Origin of the sequence: Lelliottia sp. WB101, from assembly GCF_003051885.1 — a bacterium.
Taxonomy (GTDB): Bacteria; Pseudomonadota; Gammaproteobacteria; order Enterobacterales; family Enterobacteriaceae; genus Enterobacter; species Enterobacter nimipressuralis.
Genome location: NZ_CP028520.1, coordinates 1,028,223 through 1,048,008, shown reverse-complemented (window position 1 = coordinate 1,048,008; position 19,786 = coordinate 1,028,223). Strand labels below are relative to the sequence as shown.

Genomic DNA, 19,786 nt, shown 5'->3' with positions numbered 1-19,786 from the left:
GGGGGTCTGCTCGTGACAACAATTGTAAGTGTACGCCGTAACGGCCATGTGGTAATTGCCGGCGACGGCCAGGCCACGCTGGGTAATACCGTCATGAAGGGCAACGTGAAGAAAGTTCGCCGTCTGTATAACGACAAAGTGATCGCCGGTTTCGCTGGCGGCACCGCTGACGCCTTTACGCTGTTTGAACTGTTTGAACGTAAACTGGAAATGCATCAGGGCCATCTGGTCAAAGCCGCCGTTGAGCTGGCGAAAGACTGGCGTACCGACCGCATGCTGCGCAAACTTGAAGCGCTGCTGGCCGTTGCCGATGAAAACGCGTCGCTGATCATTACCGGTAATGGCGACGTCGTTCAGCCAGAAAACGATCTGATTGCTATCGGCTCGGGCGGTCCTTACGCCCAGGCCGCAGCGCGCGCTCTGCTGGAAAATACCGAACTGAGCGCCCGCGAAATTGCCGAGAAGGCGTTGGGTATTGCAGGTGATATCTGCATCTACACCAACCACTTCCATACCATCGAAGAATTGAACTCTAAAGCGTAAGGATCTCCCATGTCTGAAATGACCCCACGCGAAATTGTCAGCGAGCTGAACAAGCACATCATTGGCCAGGATAACGCGAAACGCTCCGTTGCCATTGCCCTGCGTAACCGCTGGCGCCGCATGCAGCTTGACGAAGAGCTGCGCCATGAAGTGACGCCAAAAAACATTCTGATGATCGGCCCGACCGGTGTCGGTAAAACCGAAATCGCCCGTCGTCTGGCGAAACTCGCCAACGCGCCGTTCATCAAAGTCGAAGCCACTAAGTTCACCGAAGTGGGCTACGTGGGGAAAGAAGTGGATTCCATCATCCGCGATCTGACCGACTCTGCGATTAAAATGGTGCGCATTCAGTCGATCGAGAAAAACCGCTACCGCGCTGAAGAGATGGCGGAAGAGCGTATTCTCGACGTGCTGATCCCACCGGCGAAAAATAACTGGGGACAGTCCGAGCAACCGGCTGAGCCTTCTGCGGCGCGCCAGTCCTTCCGCAAAAAACTGCGTGAAGGAGAGCTGGACGACAAAGAGATTGAAATCGATCTCGCCGCGGCACCTATGGGTGTTGAAATCATGTCCCCTCCGGGCATGGAAGAGATGACCAGCCAGCTGCAGTCCATGTTCCAGAACCTGGGCGGCCAGAAGCAAAAACCGCGTAAGCTGAAAATCAAAGACGCGATGAAGCTGCTGATCGAAGAAGAAGCAGCAAAACTGGTGAACCCGGAAGAGCTGAAACAAGACGCTATCGACGCGGTTGAACAGCACGGTATCGTGTTCATCGATGAAATCGACAAAATCTGTAAGCGCGGCGAATCCAACGGCCCGGACGTGTCCCGCGAAGGCGTTCAGCGCGACCTGCTGCCGCTGGTTGAGGGCTGCACAGTGTCGACCAAGCACGGCATGGTTAAAACCGACCATATCCTGTTTATCGCATCTGGCGCATTCCAGGTGGCTAAGCCTTCCGATTTAATCCCGGAACTGCAGGGCCGTCTGCCAATTCGCGTTGAGCTGCAGGCGCTGACCACCGAAGATTTCGAGCGCATCCTGACCGAGCCAAATGCCTCCATTACCGTGCAGTACAAAGCGCTGATGGCGACCGAAGGCGTGAACATTGAGTTCACCGAAGACGGTATCAAACGCATCGCACAGGCCGCGTGGCAGGTGAACGAAACCACCGAGAACATCGGTGCGCGTCGTCTGCATACGGTGCTGGAGCGTCTGGTGGAAGATATCTCTTATGAAGCCAGCGATCTGAACGGTCAGAGTATTACCATTGATGCAGATTATGTGAGTAAACATCTGGATGCGTTAGTGGCAGATGAAGATCTGAGCCGTTTTATCCTATAATCGCGCTTAATGTAATTTCATCATCATTGATGGGGGCTACTGCCCCCATTTTTATTGGCTAAATACTATGACTGATATCAGCCGTACTCAGGCGTGGCTGGAAAGCCTGCGTCCTAAGACCTTACCTTTGGCATTCGCTGCCATCGTCGTTGGCTCCGCACTGGCATGGTGGCAGGGGTATTTCGATCCGCTGGTCGCCGGGCTGGCGCTTATCACGGCCGGTTTGCTGCAAATCCTCTCAAATCTCGCCAATGACTATGGCGATGCGGTGAAAGGGAGCGACAAACCCGACCGTATCGGGCCGCTGCGCGGAATGCAAAAAGGGGTGATTACTCAGGCGCAGATGAAGCGCGCGCTGGTTATCACCGTGGTGCTGATCTGTCTGTCGGGTCTGTCGCTGGTGTCAGTGGCCTGTAAAACCACCGCGGATTTCATCGGCTTTATGGTGCTGGGCGGGCTGGCTATCGTGGCGGCAATCACTTACACCGTGGGTACGCGCCCCTACGGTTACATTGGCCTGGGTGATATCTCCGTGCTGGTGTTCTTCGGCTGGCTGAGCGTCATGGGGAGCTGGTATCTGCAGGCACACACGCTGATTCCGGCCATTTTCCTGCCGGCCACCGCCTGCGGTTTACTGGCGACGGCGGTGTTGAACATCAATAATCTGCGCGATATCGACAGCGACCGTCTGAACGGCAAAAACACCCTCGCAGTGCGCTTAGGCCCGGTCAACGCGCGTCGCTATCACGCCGCTCTGCTGATGGGTGCACTGGTCTGCCTGGCGTTGTTTAACCTGATTTCACTGCACAGCATCTGGGGCTGGCTGTTCGTCCTGGCCGCACCGCTGCTGATTAAACAGGCCCGTTTCGTGATGCGCGAGATGAGTCCTGCCGCGATGCCGCCGATGCTCGAACGCACGGTAAAAGGCGCGCTGCTGACTAACCTGTTGTTTGTCATCGGAATTGTGTTAAGCCAGACGATCGGTTAACTGACAAATATCAATTAACAATTGATGATTTTGCCAACAATGCGTTTCGCGCGATATACTGAACACATTCGCAGCAACCAGACATTAAACCTATGAAATACGATACTTCCGAGCTTTGTGACATCTACCAGGAAGATGTCAACGTCGTGGAACCGCTGTTCTCCAACTTTGGAGGACGGTCATCGTTTGGCGGACAGATCATCACGGTAAAGTGTTTCGAGGATAATGGGTTGCTGTATGAACTTCTCGAACAGAACGGCCGTGGTCGCATTCTGCTGGTCGATGGCGGGGGTTCTATGCGTCGTGCGTTAATCGATGCCGACCTTGCCCGTCTTGCCGTGCAAAACGAGTGGGAAGGACTGGTGGTGTATGGCGCGGTGCGTCAGGTGGACGATCTCGAAGAGCTGGATTTAGGCATCCAGGCCATCGCGGCGATTCCGGTCGGCGCGGCGGGTGACGGCATCGGCGAAAGCGACGTGCGCGTCAACTTCGGCGGCGTAACCTTCTTCTCTGGCGACCATCTCTACGCCGACAATACCGGGATTATCCTTTCCGAAGATCCGCTGGATATCGAGTAATAAAAAAGCCGGGTGGCGTTTACGCTTACCCGGCCTACTTTTCTGCGTCACCCTTCCCCTGACGATTTCGCGCGATAGCAAGGCTGCTACGGCGCGAAAGAGGACGGGGAATTAAACTTCTTCCATACGCCCTAACAGCGCCTGCAGACGATCCTGCCAGCCATTCTGCTGCTCACGCAGCTGGCTGTTTTCGCGCTCGAGCTCTTCGCGGCCATGTTGTGCAGCCTGCACTTCCTGCGACAGCGAATTGTTTTTCTCTTTCAGTTCTTCAATTTCCATCTGCAGCAGCGTGATGGTGTCAATCGCCTGCTGTACTTTCGATTCCAGTTTCTCAAACACTTCTAATGACATGGTCATACCTCTCCTGAATTGCAAGGCGACGCTTTAACGAAAACGCGCACGACATATAGTTGTCGATTGTATGGAGCGCCGCCGTCCCTGTCCAGCGGCACACCGCGCAGATTGCGGTTTGCAACACTTTTCGGCCTGGTCCTGGTGCGTTCGCTGCATATCCCCCTAAATTGTTAATACTTTAGTTAATGAAATGATTCAGCTCTCATTTGCAAAATGATGCAAAAATGCGCTTTATGGCGCGATAACGCTCATTTTATTGACGCAGCACACACATTTTGATTTCGATATTTCTCGTTTTTGCTCGTTAACGATAAATTAACACCATGTCTACAGGACATCGTGGCCGCTCAGTCGCTGCGCTAACAATAACATTCATCTTTCTTCAGGATTCCGATTATGAGTCAGACATCAACCTTAAAAGGCCAGTGCATCGCCGAGTTCCTTGGTACCGGGTTGTTGATTTTCTTCGGGGTAGGCTGTGTCGCTGCACTGAAAGTGGCGGGTGCCACGTTTGGCCAGTGGGAAATCAGCATTATCTGGGGTCTGGGTGTGGCGATGGCCATCTACCTGACCGCAGGGGTTTCCGGCGCACATCTTAACCCGGCGGTGACCATCGCGCTGTGGCTGTTCGCGTGCTTCGACAAACGCAAAGTTATCCCTTTCATCATTTCGCAATTTGCCGGCGCCTTTTGCGCAGCGGCGTTAGTTTACGGGCTTTATTACAATCTTTTCATCGACTTCGAACAGACGCATCATATGGTGCGCGGCAGCGTCGAAAGTCTTGATCTGGCGGGTATCTTCTCCACGTATCCGAACCCACATATCAATTTTGTGCAGGCGTTCGCGGTTGAAATGGTGATTACCGCTATTCTGATGGGCGTCATTATGGCGCTGGGCGATGACGGCAACGGCATTCCGCGTGGCCCGCTGGCACCGCTGCTGATCGGCCTGCTGATTGCGGTAATCGGCGCATCCATGGGGCCGCTGACCGGCTTTGCGATGAACCCGGCGCGTGACCTTGGACCGAAAACCTTCGCTTTCTTCGCTGGCTGGGGCGACGTTGCCTTCACCGGTGGGAAAGATATTCCTTACTTCCTGGTGCCGCTGTTTGGCCCGATTGTAGGGGCTGCGCTGGGTGCATTCGGCTATCGTAAATTAATTGGTCGCCACTTACCGTGCGACACCTGTGTGGAAGAAGAGAAGGAAACGACCTCTGCCACACAACAAAATGCTTCGCTGTAATCTGACTACGGGACACATACTATGACCGACAAAAAATATATCGTTGCGCTCGACCAGGGCACTACCAGCTCCCGCGCTGTCGTAATGGATCATGACGCGAATATCGTCAGCGTGTCGCAGCGCGAATTCGAACAAATTTATCCGAAGCCAGGCTGGGTTGAGCACGACCCGATGGAAATCTGGGCCACCCAAAGCTCCACCCTGGTTGAAGTGCTGGCGAAAGCCGACATCAGCTCCGACGAAATTGCCGCAATTGGTATCACCAATCAGCGTGAAACGGCAATTGTCTGGGAACGCGAAACCGGCAAACCGATCTACAACGCCATCGTCTGGCAGTGCCGCCGCACAGCGGAGATCTGCGAGAAGCTCAAGCGCGACGGCATGGAAGAGTACATCCGCAACGCCACCGGCCTGGTGGTGGACCCGTACTTCTCCGGCACCAAAGTGAAGTGGATTCTGGACCACGTGGAAGGCTCCCGCGAGCGCGCAAAACGCGGCGAACTGCTCTTCGGCACCGTGGACACCTGGCTTATCTGGAAAATGACCCAGGGACGCGTGCACGTCACCGACTACACTAACGCCTCGCGTACCATGATGTTCAACATCAACACTCTCGAGTGGGATGACAAGATGCTGGACGCGCTGGATATCCCACGCGCCATGCTGCCGGACGTGCGCAAGTCCTCCGAAGTTTACGGCCAGACCAACATTGGCGGTAAAGGCGGCACGCGTATTCCCATCTCCGGTATCGCCGGCGACCAGCAGGCGGCCCTGTTTGGCCAGCTGTGCGTGAAAGAAGGGATGGCGAAAAACACCTACGGTACCGGCTGCTTTATGCTGATGAACACCGGCGAGAAAGCGGTGAAATCCGACAACGGCCTGCTGACCACCATCGCCTGCGGTCCGAAAGGGGAAGTGAACTATGCGCTGGAAGGCGCGGTATTCATGGCGGGTGCGTCCATTCAGTGGCTGCGCGACGAGATGAAGCTGATCAGCGACGCGTTCGATTCCGAATATTTCGCGACCAAAGTGAAAGACACCAACGGCGTGTACGTGGTGCCCGCGTTCACTGGTCTCGGCGCGCCATATTGGGACCCGTATGCTCGTGGTGCCATCTTCGGCCTGACGCGTGGAGTGAACTCGAACCACATCATTCGCGCCACGCTGGAATCCATCGCCTACCAGACGCGCGACGTTCTGGAAGCGATGCAGGCTGACTCCGGCATCCGTCTGCACGCCCTGCGCGTGGATGGCGGTGCTGTTGCGAATAACTTCCTGATGCAGTTCCAGTCCGACATTCTGGGCACCCGCGTTGAGCGCCCGGAAGTCCGCGAAGTGACGGCGCTGGGCGCGGCGTATCTGGCCGGTCTGGCGGTTGGCTTCTGGCAGAACCTGGACGAACTGCAAGAGAAAGCGGTGATCGAACGTGAATTCCGCCCAGGCATCGAAACCACCGAGCGTAACGTTCGCTACAGTGGCTGGAAAAAAGCGGTAAAACGCGCTCTGGCGTGGGAAGATCACGACGAATAAGCCTTATCTGCCCTCTCCCCGGAGAGGGCATCAAACCGCACCCTCCCCCACTCTGTGATAAACTTCGTGCAATTCCTTTTGACTGCATGAGTATCTGATGAGACGTGAACTTGCTATCGAATTTTCCCGCGTAACCGAAGCCGCCGCCCTGGCGGGCTACAAATGGTTAGGCCGTGGCGATAAAAATATCGCTGACGGTGCTGCCGTCCACGCGATGCGCATTATGCTCAACCAGGTCAACATTGACGGCACCATCGTGATCGGCGAAGGCGAGATCGACGAAGCGCCGATGCTCTTTATTGGCGAAAAAGTCGGTACCGGCAACGGCGACGCGGTGGATATCGCCGTCGACCCGATCGAAGGTACGCGCATGACCGCCATGGGCCAGGCTAACGCGCTGGCAGTCCTGGCCGTCGGCGACAAAGGCTGTTTCCTTAACGCGCCGGATATGTACATGGAAAAGCTGATTGTCGGTCCGGGCGCAAAAGGCGCTATCGATCTCAACCTGCCGCTGGAAAATAACCTGCGTAACGTCGCCGCTGCGCTGGGTAAACCGCTGAGCGAACTCACGGTCACCATTCTGGCGAAGCCGCGCCACGACGTCACCATCGCGCATATGCAGCAGCTGGGCGTGCGCGTGTTTGCTATCCCGGATGGCGACGTGGCAGCGTCGATTCTGACCTGTATGCCTGACAGCGAAGTGGATGTCCTCTATGGCATCGGCGGCGCACCGGAAGGCGTAGTGTCAGCCGCCGTGATTCGCGCGCTGGATGGCGATATGCAGGGCCGTCTGCTGGCACGTCACGATGTCAAAGGCGACAACGCAGAGAACCGTCGTATCGGTGAAGACGAACTGGCGCGCTGTAAAGCGATGGGTATCGAAGCTAACAAAGTGCTGCGTCTGGATGAAATGGCGCGCAGCGATAACGTCATCTTCTCGGCCACCGGTATTACCAAAGGCGATCTGCTGGACGGAATCACCCGCAAGGGCAATATGGCGACCACCGAAACCCTGCTGATTCGCGGTAAATCACGCACCATCCGCCGCATTCAGTCGATTCACTATCTCGATCGCAAAGACCCGAACGTACAGACGCACATTCTGTAGGACAATTTGTTCTAATGAGCTTTCCAGCCGCAGCAGGCTGGAAATCTCTCTCGCAAGAATGGAAGATAGCGTAAGAAAACAGCTCAGGAGAACATCATGGCGGAGTGGGTAACTGGAAAAGTCACAAAGGTAGAATTCTGGACCGATGCACTATTTAGCCTCACCGTGCATGCTCCCATTCACCCATTTACAGCCGGGCAGTTTGCCAAGCTGGGGCTGGAGATTGACGGCGAACGCGTGCAGCGCGCCTACTCTTACGTGAATGCGCCTGATAATCCGGATCTGGAGTTTTACCTGGTCACAGTGCCAGACGGCAAATTAAGCCCGCGACTGGCGGCGCTGAAACCGGGCGATGAGATTCAGATTGTTAGCGAAGCAGCAGGTTTCTTTGTGCTGGACGAAATCCCGGACTGCGACACCCTGTGGATGCTGGCGACCGGCACCGCCATCGGCCCTTATCTGTCGATTTTGCAGTACGGGCGAGATCTGGAGCGTTTCAAAAACATCGTGCTGGTCCATGCCGCGCGGTATGCCGCCGACCTGAGCTATCTCCCTCTGATGCAGGCGCTGGAGAAGCGTTACGAAGGGAAGCTAAAAATCCAGACCGTGGTGAGCCGCGAAACGGCAGAAGGTTCGCTGACCGGGCGCGTTCCGGCGCTGATTGAGAGCGGAGAGCTTGAAGCGGCTGTCGGCCTGACGATGAACACCGAAAACAGCCACGTGATGCTGTGCGGTAACCCGCAGATGGTGCGCGACACCCAGCAGTTGCTGAAAGACTCCCGGCAGATGACCAAACACTTGCGTCGCCGACCGGGCCATATGACTGCCGAACACTACTGGTAATCAGCGGAACTTCACTTCCAGCGTGTCTTTACCGTATTTATTCTCGCTCTGGGTGCCGACAAACGCGCCCAGGTCGATAATCGTCATCACAAAGATGACGGTCGGGATCAGTTTTCCCACCACCCATGGAAGGATTGACGGCAACATCGACCAGTTCCCCGCCAGCAGCATCCACGCCAGAATCACCAGCAACGCCCACAGACCGGATCGGCCACGATCGTGCAGACGTTTGACAATAACCGACGCCGTCGGCCAGAGCAGACACACCAGCGCAAACGCCGCCGTTTGGGTGCCTAACCAGTTGTTATAGGCGAGGCCGAAAAGCACCAGCATCGCGACAATCCACGTGCCAATCCAGATCCAAAAATCACGGCGTCCGATACGCCCTTTGAATGAAAACAACCACTGCTGTATGGTCATGTAAGGTTCCTTATTATCGTATGCCGCGTAGTTTACCCTGGAGTGGTGACTTTTTGACAAGCAGACCAGATATCGTTTTAATCATGAACAGTTACGTTCAGGGACAATGTTGATGAAAAGTTGGGCTTATCCTTTTTGGCTGTGTTTCACCCTGCTGAGTGCCAGCTTTTCCCTGTTCGCCGCCGATGCCCCCGCAACGGCACCCTACCTTCTGCAGGGCGCGCCATCGTTTGATCAGTCGATCAGCCAGTTTCGCGAAGCCTTCAACAAAGAAAACCCGAAGCTCGCGCTGGGCGAGTTCCGCGCCATCGACAGCGCGCGGGATACGCCAACCCTGACGCGCGCCGCGAGCAAAATTAACGAAAACCTGTACGCCTCCACGGCGCTGGAGCGCGGCACGCTGAAAATCAAAAGCATGCAAATCACCTGGCTGCCGATTCAGGGGCCAGAGCAAAAAGCCGCGAAAGCTAAAGCGCTGGAGTACATGAGCGCCATTTTGCGCGCCTTCACCCCGAGTCTGACCAAAGCGCAGAGCCAGCAAAAGCTGCAAAAACTGCTGACCAGCGGCAAAAACAAGCGCTACTACGCCGAAACGGAAGGCGCGATTCGCTATGTGGTCGCAGATAACGGTGAAAAGGGACTGACCTTCGCTGTTGAACCGATTAAGCTGGCGCTATCTGACGCACTCGGAGGGGCGAATTAATGACAAAAAGCAAAGCCTTTCGAGGGAAAATCTCTATACTGATTCACAGACCATGCTGCTCTCACGGGCGGCCATAATCCTTAATTCGCTTTTTTAGCGTGGAGAATTGAAATGCGACATCCTTTAGTGATGGGTAACTGGAAACTGAACGGCAGCCGCCACATGGTAAACGAGCTGATTGCTAATCTGCGTAAAGAGCTGGCTGGCGTGACCGGCTGTGCGGTAGCGATCGCTCCACCAGACATCTATCTGGATCTGGCTAAACACGCCGCTGACGGCAGCCACATCGTGCTGGGCGCGCAGAACGTTGACGTTAACCTGTCTGGCGCATTCACCGGTGAAACCTCTGCAGAAATGCTGAAAGACATCGGCGCACAGTACATCATCATCGGCCACTCTGAGCGTCGTACTTACCACAAAGAGTCCGACGAGTTCATCGCCAAGAAATTTGCTGTGCTGAAAGAGCAGGGTCTGACCCCGGTTCTGTGCATCGGTGAAACTGAAGCCGAAAACGAAGCAGGCAAAACGGAAGAAGTTTGCGCACGTCAGATCGACGCCGTGCTGAAAACGCAGGGCGCAGCAGCGTTCGAAGGCGTGGTTATCGCTTACGAGCCAGTCTGGGCGATCGGTACCGGCAAATCTGCCACCCCAGCGCAGGCACAGGCTGTTCACAAATTTATCCGTGACCACATTGCTAAAGCCGACGCGAAAGTGGCTGAGCAAGTGATCATTCAGTACGGCGGTTCCGTCAACGCATCTAACGCGGCAGAGCTGTTCACCCAGCCTGACATCGACGGCGCACTGGTTGGCGGCGCATCCCTGAAAGCTGACGCTTTCGCGGTGATCGTTAAAGCAGCAGAAGCCGCTAAACAGGCGTAATTGCCGTTGTGACGGGTGGCGTTTCGCTATCCGCCCGACAAAATGCCAGGCCCGGTAAGCGCTCGTCGCCACCGGGCTTTTTTACAGCTGTCCGAGCACGCTGAACCACAAATAATCCAGCGGCAGCAGCACCAGCCAGGTTGCCACCGCCAGCGCCAGACACAGCAACATTCCCGCCTTCGCAGGCACTTTCCCCAACCCCATCGCCACCACGATCGGCGACGCCTGATACGGCAGTAATGGCGTGGAATACCCCAGTACCTGAATCATAATCACCGACAGCAGCGGGAAACCCGTCGCATCCGAGAAACTCTGCGCAAGCGTGGTATAGAGCGCCGGAACGCCGTTGGCGGTCATGATGAAATTGAGCGCCGTGGTGATGCCGGTCAGGGCGATAAAACTGGTAAACGGCTTATCCGCGTCGAGCGGCATCAGGCGCAGCAACGCCTCCCCGACGGCGCTGCCGATGCCCGTTTGCGTCACGGTGATTGCCAGCCCCAGAATCCCAGCCACATAGATACAGGTGCGCATATTCACCCCGGCCGAAAACTCTTCGCCGGTAATAAAGCCAATGCGCGGCAGCATGACGATCACCGACGCCGCCAGCCCCGTCCAGGCCGGGCCTACGCCGTGCCAGCTCTCCGTCACCCACATCACCAGCACTACCGCCAGCAGCCACGCCAGGCGCTTCTCATCACGCCCCATTGGGGCGGCTGGCGCAAGCTCCCGCGCGGGTTTTGGCGAGCCAGGGAACAGCCAGCAGATCAGGCCAATCAGAATCAGTCCTTTGAGAATGCCAAGCACCGGCGTGTGCAGCAGCAGGTAAGGCACATAGTTCAGGTGAATGCCATAAGAGCCTTCCGCCGCGCCGCTCATCACCAGATTGGGCACGTTAGCGGGAAGGATGGTCGCAGAGAGCTGAAAAGTACCGAATCCGACCGCCAGCACCAGGCCAAACCACGCCCGCGAGCCGTCCGCAATGCTGGCCCGCTTCGCCATCGCCGCCACAATCGGCATCAGCAGCGCGATGCGCCCCATGTTTGATGGCATCACGAACGCCAGGGCATAGCTCAGCAGCACCACGCTTGCCACCATCAGCGGCCACGAGTCGGTGAGTTTCGCCGAGAGCGCCCGCGCGGCTCTGTCCGCCAGCCCGGTTTTGCGGATCGCGACGCCAAGCACAAAGCCGCTGAACACCAGCCAAAATGCAGATGAGGCAAAGCCGCCGAATATGACGTCCGGTGGCGCGATTTTGGCGGTCATCGCCGCCGTGAAGAACAGCAGCGCGGTGATAAATTCCGGCAGGAGCGAGGTGGCCCACAGCACGATGGTGACGCCAACGATAGCCGAGGGCAGAAACAAAGGGTGAGCAAACCAGAGCGACATACCTGTCTCCTGTAGATTTTTTCAGCAAGTCTACGGCGACAGGCAGCGCGAGTAAACGCTATTTATGGTGGGGTCACTGGAGGATATGACATTGATGATCCTGCAATTCCTCAGCGGAAGCGCGGTTAAGCGTCAGCAGATTGCGCTCCGTTGCCAGCAGCACAAATGACCCGTCGGACTGCTGGGCCATCGCCAGCGCAAAGCGGCCCATGTGCTCGCGCGCTTGCGGCAATTCGTCGGCCAGCATCATAAACGGGCTGCGTTGCACCAGCTCATTTTCTGTCACCCGTCGCGCCAGATATTCATGCCCTTCCAGCCCACCCGGGAAAGGCAGCCATTGAGTGCTGATTTCCCCCTGATGCGCATTGAGCTTTTCGCGCACATCGGGACGCAGGCAGGAGATATGGATGTGGAAATGATTTTGCGTGCGCCCGGTCGGGGAGTTGATGGTCAGGGAGACGGCGCTGTCAGGCACATCCGCGCCGCGCTTCATGCTCATAAAATTGCGCGACTGCCACGCCAGCCAGAAGAAATTCGGCGTTTTCGCCTCAGTGAGCAGCGGGCTTTCGGTGCCGTTGATGCGGTAGGTGGGCATCAGGAGATACTGTAGCGGCCCGTTGCGGTCTTTGAAGACCACATAACCGGCGTCCGGTTTCACCTGCGCACAGGGCGCTGGCTGGCGGTTATTCAGCTGATTTGGCAGGCACTGGTCGAGAACGATATGGCGTAACGCGTCCGGATTGCCGGATTTTACCCAGAGCCAGCCGCCTGCGGCGAGGAGAATGGCGACCGCCATCAAGACCATCAGTTTTTTCATTACGCGTTCCCTGTTGTCGTCAGAGGCGAAAGAGTAACGCAAAAACATGACCAAATAAAAAAGCCCGGCGGATTTCTCGCGCCGGGCCACCGTGTCATGCGTTGATTAGCGTTTGCTGATCTGGTCGAAAGTGCCGCCGTTAGAGAAGTGTTCTTTCTGCGCTTTCGCCCAGCCGCCAAACTCCTCGTCGATGGTGAACAGCTTCAGTTTCGGGAACGCGCTGTCATATTTCTTCGCCACAGCCTCATCGCGTGGACGATAGAAGTTCTTCGCGGCGATCTCCTGGCCTTCCGGGGAGTAGAGATACTTCAGGTAAGCTTCTGCCACCGCTTTGGTATCTTTTTTCTCGACCACTTTGTCGACGATGGAAACCGTCGGTTCAGCCAGAATCGATTCGCTCGGGGTTACGATTTCAAACTTGTCTTTGCCCAGCTCGTTAGTCGCCAGCAGCGCTTCGTTTTCCCACGCAATCAGCACGTCGCCAATGCCGCGCTCAACGAAGGTATTGGTCGAACCGCGCGCTCCGGAGTCCAGCACTTCGACGTTTTTAAACAGGGATTTGACGAAATCCTGCGCTTTAGCCTGATCGCCGTTGTTGTGATGCAGAGCGTAGCCCCACGCTGCCAGGTAGTTCCAGCGTGCGCCGCCTGAGCTTTTCGGGTTCGGGGTGATGACCGACACGCCCGGTTTGATCAAATCATTCCAGTCATGAATCTGTTTCGGGTTGCCTTTACGCACCAGGAACACGATGGTGGAGGTATACGGCGCAGAGTTGTCCGGCAGGCGTTTGATCCAGTTTTTATCAATACGACCACGTTCAGCAATGGCATCGACGTCATAGGCCAGCGCCAGAGTGACCACGTCCGCTTCAATGCCGTTGATGACAGAAGTCGCCTGTTTGCCTGAGCCGCCGTGAGACTGGCGAATCACCACGTTATCGCCGGTTTCTTGTTTGTAGTGTGCCGCAAAGGCTTTGTTGTATTGATCGTAAAGCTCACGCGTCGGATCGTACGACACGTTCAGTAACTGGATATCCTTTGCCAGAACGCTGGACGATGCCAGCAATAAAGTTAACCCCACGCCCCATTTATTCATCTTCCAACTCTCATTATGTTGTGTTTGATGAATGCAGCGTGCCAGAAAGCGAACCAATGATTAAAGAATAAAAAAAGATTGGCTATAACTGAGTGGAATAAAAAACGTTCAGCAGTCGGGAAAAGCAAAACGGTAATCCGAAGATTACCGTTTTTCGTTCTTTCACCTTCTCCCTGTTTAGGAGAGGGCTGGCGTGAGGATATCAGGCCGAATCAGTACAGTTTTTTCGCGCAGTCCAGCCAGTCACCTTTGAACGGACGCTTCATGTTTTCAATCGCGTCGATGATGTCATGGTGAACCAGTTTCTCGTTCTGAATACCGACGCAACGGCCGCCGTGGCCCTGCAGCAGCAGATCGATCGCATATGCGCCCATACGGGAAGCCAGGATACGGTCGTATGGACCTGGGGAGCCACCGCGCTGGATGTGGCCCAGAACCGTAGCGCGGGTTTCGCGTTTGGTTTCGGTTTCGATGTATTTCGCCAGCTCGTCAACGTCACAGATGTGCTCGGTGATAGCAACGATCGCGTGTTTCTTCCCTTTCGCGATGCCTGCTTTGATTTCGTTAACCAGGTCTTCGCGGCTGAATTCTACTTCCGGCACCACGATGAACTCGCAGCCGCCCGCAATCGCTGCCGCCAGTGTCAGGTCGCCACAGTAGCGGCCCATCACTTCCACGATAGAGATACGCTGGTGAGATGAAGAGGTGTCACGCAGACGGTCAATTGCTTCAACGACAGTACCCAGGGCAGTAAAGAAGCCGATGGTGTAGTCGGTGCCTTTGATGTCGTTGTCGATGGTGCCCGGCAGACCGATGCAAGGGAAGCCCATTTCAGTCAGACGTTTTGCACCCATATACGAGCCGTCACCGCCGATAACAACCAGCGCGTCCAGGCCGCGTTTTTTCATGTTCTCGATAGCCACTTCACGGATGTGCTCTTCACGGAACTCCGGGAAACGCGCAGAACCGAGGAAAGTACCGCCACGGTTAATCATGTCGGATACGCTATAGCGATCCAGCTGAACCATGCGGTCTTCGTACAGACCCAGGTAACCGTCATATACGCCAAAAATTTCCAGACCTTCCGTCAACGCCGCGCGAACAACCCCACGAATGGCTGCGTTCATGCCAGGCGCATCACCGCCGCTTGTCAACACACCGATTTTCTTAATCATGACTACCTCTGAACTTAGGAATGCAAAAATGAAATCTGTTGCCGGAAGACGTCTATTCGACCAACCAATACTGCAAATAGTATATCAATCACTTCCAGCTGAATTGATTCAGGTCAGACCCAATGGCGGTAATTTATCCACAAAATGCTGGCCTGGCTCACTTTTTTACAACGAATTACGAAAGCTCAAAATGTCCTTTGCCTTCCCTGGGGACGACTGAGCAGGGGTCCTGGTGAATAATCACGTCCGAACCCGGGAAACGCTGCAAAATCGCCTGCTCTACCTGCTCAGCCACTAAATGCGCTTGAACGAGCGGTAAATTGTCTTCCATTTCTAAATGAATCTGAATAAAGCGGGTCGGCCCTGACTGCCGCGTACGAAGATCGTGAGCACCACTGACGCCGGGCCAGGAGGTCACGATTTCAAAGATCTCTGCGCGTTCGGCATCGGGCAGCGCGCGGTCCAGAAGCGATTGCACTGCTTCATAACCCATGCGTAAGGCGCTGTATAAAATATAAACCCCAATTCCTAACGCGAACAATGCGTCGGCACGATGCCATCCGTACCACGCCAGTCCGAGCGCAATAAGAATCGCGCCATTCATCATAACATCAGACTGATAATGAAGCATATCTGCCCGTACTGCCTGACTTTGCGTTCGGCGAACCACCCAGCGCTGGAAAGTTACCAGAACAATTGTGCTAATAAGTGCGATAACGGTAACGATCACCCCAACGCCCGGATCGTTCATCGGCGTCGGTGACGCCAGATGCTGGATACCGGTCAAAAACAGGAACAGCGCCGAGCCGGAAATAAACATACTTTGCGCCAGCGCCGCCAGCGATTCCGCTTTTCCATGGCCAAACGTGTGCTCTTCATCCGCCGGTTGCAGGGAATAGCGCACCACCAGCAGATTGGTAAGGGATGCCGCGATATCCACCAGCGAATCCACGAGCGCGGCCAGAATACTGACCGAGCCGGTATACCACCACGCAAAGATTTTGATGATCAGCAAACACGACGCCATAACCGTCGCGGCGATTGCGGCGCGGCTCACCAGCCGGCCATAGGATTGATTCATAAACACTCCTGTCATGCCATGCCGCTAGTATAACGGATGGAAAAGGAGTCAAAGGATGAATAAACGGTTAACAAACTTGAATGAAGGGCAAAAAAAACCCCCTCATCATGAGGGGGAAGACAGGGATGGTGTCTATGGCAAGGAAAACAGGGTCTACTGGTTACTACGGGTATTGCTACTAAAAAGCTTTATCTCAGAGCTTTGTTGCATCCGGGCAACCTCACGCAACTGATCCATACGTTGCTGATGTTTGTCGTTCAAAACCGCTTGCTGCTCGGGCGATAGCAGGTGGAACATCTGGTTGCGGACCCTGGCCATTTCGACCTGGCGGGCAACTTGTTCCTGCGCCATCTTTTCTGCCTGAGCGCGCACAGCGCTTTCGTCAAAATTTTCTGCGGTGACAAGGCGATGCATTGTCTCCATTTCGCTAACATTAACAGGGAGTCGATCGTGTCGTGCCCTGTGCATCAGATCTCGCATCTGTTGACGCTGATGTTCGGTTAAACTTATGCCGTCAAACATATTGCTTTGGCCACTGTGCTGCGTAATACCCTCTGCCGAGGGACCGTTATCGCCGGTGATGACTCCAGCAGCCTGGCTAAGAGCACTAAACGCCAGTGTTGAGGCCATGACGGCAGCGGTAACTTTGCGCATCACTTGCTCCCAAAATCTTTCGTGTCGCGATTCAACGAGAGCTAGTTTACGATTCGGGCTGCAAACATGCGTCAGGGGGTGTAAAACAACGTAAAGTCATGGATTAGATAGCCTTGATGTCGTAATTTCTGCCTCGGAGGTATTTAAACAATGAATAAAATCCTGTTAGTTGATGATGACCGAGAGCTCACATCCCTGTTAAAAGAGTTGCTCGACATGGAAGGCTTTAACGTGCTGGTTGCCCACGATGGGGAACAGGCGCTGAGCCTGCTTGATGACAGCATCGACTTGCTTTTGCTTGACGTGATGATGCCGAAGAAAAACGGTATTGATACGCTGAAAGAATTACGCCAGACACACCAGACACCTGTAATCATGCTGACCGCGCGCGGCAGCGAACTGGATCGCGTTCTCGGCCTTGAGCTGGGCGCGGATGACTATTTACCCAAGCCGTTTAACGACCGCGAGCTGGTTGCTCGTATTCGCGCAATCCTGCGCCGTTCCCACTGGAGCGAACAGCAGCAGAATACTGACAACAGTTCTCCAACGTTAGAAGTGGACTCTCTGAGCCTGAACCCGGGCCGCCAGGAAGCGAGCTTTGACGGCCAGACGCTGGAACTGACCGGCACCGAGTTCACCCTGCTGTACCTGCTGGCCCAGCATCTCGGCCAGGTGGTCTCGCGTGAACATCTAAGCCAGGAAGTGCTCGGCAAGCGCCTCACGCCGTTTGACCGCGCCATCGACATGCACATCTCTAACCTGCGCCGTAAGCTGCCGGAGCGCAAAGACGGTCACCCATGGTTTAAAACCCTGCGTGGTCGCGGTTATCTGATGGTTTCCGCTTCATGATAGGCAGTTTAACCGCCCGCATCTTCGCCATTTTCTGGCTGACGCTGGCACTGGTTTTAATGCTGGTTTTGATGTTGCCAAAACTCGACTCACGCCAGATGACGGAGCTTCTCGACAGCGAGCAACGTCAGGGCGTGATGATCGAGCAACACGTAGAAGCCGAGCTGGCAAACGACCCGCCTAACGATTTGATGTGGTGGCGCAGGCTGTTTCGCGCTATCGACAAGTGGGCGCCGCCCGGACAACGCCTGCTGCTGGTTACCAGCGAAGGCCGCGTGATTGGCGCGGAACGCAATGAAATGCAGATCATCCGTAACTTCATTGGCCAGGCGGATAACGCCGATCACCCGCAGAAAAAGAAATACGGTCGGGTAGAAATGGTAGGGCCATTTTCCATCAAGGATGGGGAGGATAATTACCAACTCTATCTGATTCGACCGGCGAGCAGCTCCCAGACCGACTTTATCAACCTGCTGTTTGACCGACCGCTGCTGCTGCTGATTGTGACCATGCTGCTGAGTTCACCGCTGCTGTTATGGCTGGCGTGGAGCCTGGCAAAACCCGCGCGTAAGCTGAAAAATGCCGCTGATGAAGTGGCGCAGGGCAACCTGCGACAGCACCCGGAACTGGAAGCCGGGCCGCAAGAATTCCTCGCCGCGGGAGCCAGTTTTAACCAGATGGTGACAGCACTTGAACGGATGATGACCAGCCAGCAACGCCTGCTGTCGGACATCTCCCACGAGCTGCGCACGCCGCTGACGCGCTTACAGCTGGGCACCGCCCTGCTGCGTCGTCGCAGCGGTGAGAGCAAGGAGCTGGAGCGTATTGAGATGGAAGCGCATCGTCTGGACAGCATGATCAACGATCTGCTGGTGATGTCGCGCAATCAGCAGAAAAACGCGCTGGTCAGCGAAACAGTGAAAGCCAATCACCTGTGGCACGAGGTGCTGGATAACGCAGCGTTCGAAGCCGAGCAGATGGGCAAATCGTTCACCGTCAACTTCCCGCCAGGCCCGTGGCCGCTGTACGGTAACCCCAACACGCTTGAGAGCGCACTGGAGAATATCGTGCGTAACGCCCTGCGCTATTCGCATACGAAGATTGAGGTGGCGTTCTCGGTCGATAAAGACGGCATCACCATCAACGTGGATGATGACGGTCCAGGCGTCAGCCCGGAAGACCGCGAGCAGATTTTCCGTCCGTTCTATCGCACCGATGAAGCGCGCGATCGCGAATCCGGTGGGACAGGGCTTGGGCTGGCGATTGTTGAGACCGCCATTCAACAGCATCGCGGCTGGGTGAAAGCCGACGATAGCCCGCTGGGTGGATTACGTTTGACGCTATGGTTGCCGCTGTATAAGCGTTCCTAGTGACTGTGGTGCCGGGCGGCGGCGACGCCTCACCCGGCCTACGGTTTTCCTCCCCTCGCCCTGTGGGAAGAGGATCGGCGTGGGGATTATTTGCCCCACAATCTCCGCGAATTATCTTCGATCTGCCCATTGATGCGGCGCTTCTGCATCGTTCTCGTCCAACTTGTCGACAAACCTGCTGCTGACAACAAACGCCGATACTGCTCATCATCAAAGGGCATATGCCAGGCGATCGCACAGGCGTCATAAACCGACACCTCGCTGAGGCGTGACGCGAGTTCCAGCGGCGCATCCGCCGATACCTGCCCGCCCTGAATCACCCGATACAGCCAGCCAGTTTTGCCTGCCGTTTGCAGCTGTGCAGACATATCGCTGATACCAAAATGGTAGTTGAGCTTAAAACACGGCGAGCGCGGCTGTGTGACCTGAATCAGCGCTTCGCCCCAACGGAAAATATCGCCAATAAAGACGTTCTGTTCGGTCAGCCCGTCCGTCGACAGATTCTCGCCAAATGCCGGGGCAACGAACAGATCCGCCTGTTCAGGAAACTCCCGCGCCCAGTGCAGATAGTGTTCGCGCGGATAGTGGCACAGCGCGCGCTCCGGCCCGCCGTGGATTTTTTTCTCGGCCTGCTCATCCCCCGCCAGCCCGAGTTCGGTCAGCGTCAGTTCACCGTCGACCTGCACTTTGGCAATCGCGCTCGGACGGCTGCCGTCGTACTCCCTGATCTTGCCTGTAAACACATTCACCGGATGTTGCATGTATCATGGCTCCTTTCTGCAGATACAAAAAAAGCGAGTCATCAGACTCGCTTCTCACAGGCTATCGTG

At 55.6% G+C, this 19,786-nt stretch carries 21 protein-coding genes; 12 read left to right on the top strand and 9 right to left on the bottom strand.

Annotated elements, in window-relative coordinates; translation table 11 throughout:
• The first annotated feature begins 12 nt into the window (after positions 1-12).
• From hslV to rraA, 4 genes are all read left to right on the top strand, one after another.
• Positions 13-543, top strand: coding sequence for an ATP-dependent protease subunit HslV (hslV, locus tag DAI21_RS04925; protein ID WP_100778378.1), 531 nt, complete (start codon positions 13-15; stop codon positions 541-543).
• A gap of 9 nt (positions 544-552) precedes the next feature.
• A complete protein-coding gene (gene hslU, locus DAI21_RS04920) occupies positions 553-1,884 on the top strand; it encodes an HslU--HslV peptidase ATPase subunit (RefSeq protein WP_100778377.1) in 1,332 nt (443 codons plus the stop codon).
• Between the two features lie 67 nt (positions 1,885-1,951).
• Positions 1,952-2,872: a 1,4-dihydroxy-2-naphthoate polyprenyltransferase gene (gene menA, locus DAI21_RS04915; RefSeq protein ID WP_107702617.1), complete on the top strand. Its 921-nt coding sequence runs from the start codon at positions 1,952-1,954 to the stop codon at positions 2,870-2,872.
• Positions 2,873-2,964: 92 nt separating this feature from the next.
• Entirely contained in the window at positions 2,965-3,450 is a 486-nt protein-coding gene (gene rraA / locus DAI21_RS04910; RefSeq protein ID WP_100778375.1) for a ribonuclease E activity regulator RraA, read from the top strand.
• A 111-nt stretch (positions 3,451-3,561) separates the two neighbouring features.
• On the opposite strand, the gene zapB is transcribed toward rraA, so the two are convergent.
• The gene (gene zapB / locus DAI21_RS04905; protein ID WP_100778374.1) at positions 3,562-3,807 is read right to left on the bottom strand and encodes a septal ring assembly protein ZapB; all 246 of its coding nucleotides are present in this window, start codon (positions 3,805-3,807) and stop codon (positions 3,562-3,564) included.
• Between the two features lie 393 nt (positions 3,808-4,200).
• Here zapB and DAI21_RS04900 point away from each other — a divergent pair, with 393 nt between their 5' ends.
• The 4 genes from DAI21_RS04900 to fpr all read left to right on the top strand — a co-directional run bounded on the left by DAI21_RS04900 (position 4,201) and on the right by fpr (position 8,527).
• On the top strand, positions 4,201-5,046 hold the full coding sequence (locus tag DAI21_RS04900) for an MIP/aquaporin family protein (protein WP_107702616.1): 846 nt from the start codon (positions 4,201-4,203) through the stop codon (positions 5,044-5,046).
• 21 nt (positions 5,047-5,067) lie between these two features.
• Positions 5,068-6,576, top strand: a complete 1,509-nt coding sequence (glpK, locus tag DAI21_RS04895; RefSeq protein ID WP_100778372.1) for a glycerol kinase GlpK — start codon at positions 5,068-5,070, stop codon at positions 6,574-6,576.
• Positions 6,577-6,673: 97 nt separating this feature from the next.
• Positions 6,674-7,684: a class II fructose-bisphosphatase gene (glpX, locus tag DAI21_RS04890; protein ID WP_102105679.1), complete on the top strand. Its 1,011-nt coding sequence runs from the start codon at positions 6,674-6,676 to the stop codon at positions 7,682-7,684.
• 96 nt (positions 7,685-7,780) lie between these two features.
• Positions 7,781-8,527 carry a ferredoxin--NADP(+) reductase gene (gene fpr / locus DAI21_RS04885; RefSeq protein ID WP_100778370.1) on the top strand — a complete coding sequence of 249 codons (747 nt, stop codon included), beginning with the start codon at positions 7,781-7,783 and terminating at the stop codon, positions 8,525-8,527.
• Here the strand turns inward: fpr and DAI21_RS04880 are convergent, their stop codons facing one another.
• A complete protein-coding gene (locus DAI21_RS04880; protein WP_100778369.1) occupies positions 8,528-8,947 on the bottom strand; it encodes a DUF805 domain-containing protein in 420 nt (139 codons plus the stop codon).
• 112 nt (positions 8,948-9,059) lie between these two features.
• On the opposite strand from DAI21_RS04880, the gene DAI21_RS04875 reads away from it, so the two are divergent.
• Both DAI21_RS04875 and tpiA read left to right on the top strand, forming a co-directional pair.
• Positions 9,060-9,650, top strand: coding sequence for a DUF1454 family protein (locus DAI21_RS04875; protein WP_100778368.1), 591 nt, complete (start codon positions 9,060-9,062; stop codon positions 9,648-9,650).
• Between the two features lie 111 nt (positions 9,651-9,761).
• Positions 9,762-10,529, top strand: a complete 768-nt coding sequence (tpiA, locus tag DAI21_RS04870; RefSeq protein WP_100778367.1) for a triose-phosphate isomerase — start codon at positions 9,762-9,764, stop codon at positions 10,527-10,529.
• An 81-nt stretch (positions 10,530-10,610) separates the two neighbouring features.
• On the opposite strand, the gene DAI21_RS04865 is transcribed toward tpiA, so the two are convergent.
• From DAI21_RS04865 to cpxP, 6 genes are all read right to left on the bottom strand, one after another.
• Complete coding sequence (locus tag DAI21_RS04865; RefSeq protein WP_107702615.1) at positions 10,611-11,915, bottom strand: SLC13 family permease; 1,305 nt, start codon at positions 11,913-11,915, stop codon at positions 10,611-10,613.
• Between the two features lie 73 nt (positions 11,916-11,988).
• Positions 11,989-12,732, bottom strand: coding sequence for a CDP-diacylglycerol diphosphatase (locus DAI21_RS04860; protein ID WP_107702614.1), 744 nt, complete (start codon positions 12,730-12,732; stop codon positions 11,989-11,991).
• A 105-nt stretch (positions 12,733-12,837) separates the two neighbouring features.
• On the bottom strand, positions 12,838-13,827 hold the full coding sequence (locus DAI21_RS04855) for a sulfate ABC transporter substrate-binding protein (RefSeq protein ID WP_102105682.1): 990 nt from the start codon (positions 13,825-13,827) through the stop codon (positions 12,838-12,840).
• A 212-nt stretch (positions 13,828-14,039) separates the two neighbouring features.
• Positions 14,040-15,002 carry a 6-phosphofructokinase gene (gene pfkA, locus DAI21_RS04850; protein WP_100778363.1) on the bottom strand — a complete coding sequence of 321 codons (963 nt, stop codon included), beginning with the start codon at positions 15,000-15,002 and terminating at the stop codon, positions 14,040-14,042.
• A gap of 175 nt (positions 15,003-15,177) precedes the next feature.
• The gene (gene fieF, locus DAI21_RS04845) at positions 15,178-16,083 is read right to left on the bottom strand and encodes a CDF family cation-efflux transporter FieF (RefSeq protein ID WP_102105683.1); all 906 of its coding nucleotides are present in this window, start codon (positions 16,081-16,083) and stop codon (positions 15,178-15,180) included.
• A gap of 153 nt (positions 16,084-16,236) precedes the next feature.
• Complete coding sequence (gene cpxP / locus DAI21_RS04840) at positions 16,237-16,737, bottom strand: cell-envelope stress modulator CpxP (protein ID WP_100778361.1); 501 nt, start codon at positions 16,735-16,737, stop codon at positions 16,237-16,239.
• 150 nt (positions 16,738-16,887) lie between these two features.
• On the opposite strand from cpxP, the gene cpxR reads away from it, so the two are divergent.
• Positions 16,888-17,586: an envelope stress response regulator transcription factor CpxR gene (cpxR, locus tag DAI21_RS04835; protein WP_006179159.1), complete on the top strand. Its 699-nt coding sequence runs from the start codon at positions 16,888-16,890 to the stop codon at positions 17,584-17,586.
• Positions 17,583-18,956 (top strand): envelope stress sensor histidine kinase CpxA, encoded by a 1,374-nt coding sequence (gene cpxA / locus DAI21_RS04830; RefSeq protein ID WP_100778360.1) that lies wholly within the window; start codon positions 17,583-17,585, stop codon positions 18,954-18,956. The genes cpxR and cpxA overlap by 4 nt, the downstream gene beginning before the upstream one ends.
• A gap of 86 nt (positions 18,957-19,042) precedes the next feature.
• Here the strand turns inward: cpxA and yiiM are convergent, their stop codons facing one another.
• Positions 19,043-19,717 carry a 6-hydroxyaminopurine reductase gene (gene yiiM, locus DAI21_RS04825; protein WP_107702613.1) on the bottom strand — a complete coding sequence of 225 codons (675 nt, stop codon included), beginning with the start codon at positions 19,715-19,717 and terminating at the stop codon, positions 19,043-19,045.
• Between the last annotated feature and the right edge of the window lie 69 nt (positions 19,718-19,786).

Excerpts from the sequence above, each read along its gene's own strand:
- hslU (WP_100778377.1), top strand. The coding sequence starts at position 553 with ATGTCTGAAATGACCCCACGCGAAATTGTCAGCGAGCTGAACAAGCAC.
- menA (WP_107702617.1), top strand. The coding sequence starts at position 1,952 with ATGACTGATATCAGCCGTACTCAGGCGTGGCTGGAAAGCCTGCGTCCT.
- rraA (WP_100778375.1), top strand. The coding sequence starts at position 2,965 with ATGAAATACGATACTTCCGAGCTTTGTGACATCTACCAGGAAGATGTC.
- zapB (WP_100778374.1), bottom strand. The coding sequence starts at position 3,807 with ATGACCATGTCATTAGAAGTGTTTGAGAAACTGGAATCGAAAGTACAG.
- DAI21_RS04900 (WP_107702616.1), top strand. The coding sequence starts at position 4,201 with ATGAGTCAGACATCAACCTTAAAAGGCCAGTGCATCGCCGAGTTCCTT.
- glpK (WP_100778372.1), top strand. The coding sequence starts at position 5,068 with ATGACCGACAAAAAATATATCGTTGCGCTCGACCAGGGCACTACCAGC.
- glpX (WP_102105679.1), top strand. The coding sequence starts at position 6,674 with ATGAGACGTGAACTTGCTATCGAATTTTCCCGCGTAACCGAAGCCGCC.
- fpr (WP_100778370.1), top strand. The coding sequence starts at position 7,781 with ATGGCGGAGTGGGTAACTGGAAAAGTCACAAAGGTAGAATTCTGGACC.
- DAI21_RS04880 (WP_100778369.1), bottom strand. The coding sequence starts at position 8,947 with ATGACCATACAGCAGTGGTTGTTTTCATTCAAAGGGCGTATCGGACGC.
- DAI21_RS04875 (WP_100778368.1), top strand. The coding sequence starts at position 9,060 with ATGAAAAGTTGGGCTTATCCTTTTTGGCTGTGTTTCACCCTGCTGAGT.
- tpiA (WP_100778367.1), top strand. The coding sequence starts at position 9,762 with ATGCGACATCCTTTAGTGATGGGTAACTGGAAACTGAACGGCAGCCGC.
- DAI21_RS04865 (WP_107702615.1), bottom strand. The coding sequence starts at position 11,915 with ATGTCGCTCTGGTTTGCTCACCCTTTGTTTCTGCCCTCGGCTATCGTT.
- DAI21_RS04860 (WP_107702614.1), bottom strand. The coding sequence starts at position 12,732 with ATGAAAAAACTGATGGTCTTGATGGCGGTCGCCATTCTCCTCGCCGCA.
- DAI21_RS04855 (WP_102105682.1), bottom strand. The coding sequence starts at position 13,827 with ATGAATAAATGGGGCGTGGGGTTAACTTTATTGCTGGCATCGTCCAGC.
- pfkA (WP_100778363.1), bottom strand. The coding sequence starts at position 15,002 with ATGATTAAGAAAATCGGTGTGTTGACAAGCGGCGGTGATGCGCCTGGC.
- fieF (WP_102105683.1), bottom strand. The coding sequence starts at position 16,083 with ATGAATCAATCCTATGGCCGGCTGGTGAGCCGCGCCGCAATCGCCGCG.
- cpxP (WP_100778361.1), bottom strand. The coding sequence starts at position 16,737 with ATGCGCAAAGTTACCGCTGCCGTCATGGCCTCAACACTGGCGTTTAGT.
- cpxR (WP_006179159.1), top strand. The coding sequence starts at position 16,888 with ATGAATAAAATCCTGTTAGTTGATGATGACCGAGAGCTCACATCCCTG.
- cpxA (WP_100778360.1), top strand. The coding sequence starts at position 17,583 with ATGATAGGCAGTTTAACCGCCCGCATCTTCGCCATTTTCTGGCTGACG.
- yiiM (WP_107702613.1), bottom strand. The coding sequence starts at position 19,717 with ATGCAACATCCGGTGAATGTGTTTACAGGCAAGATCAGGGAGTACGAC.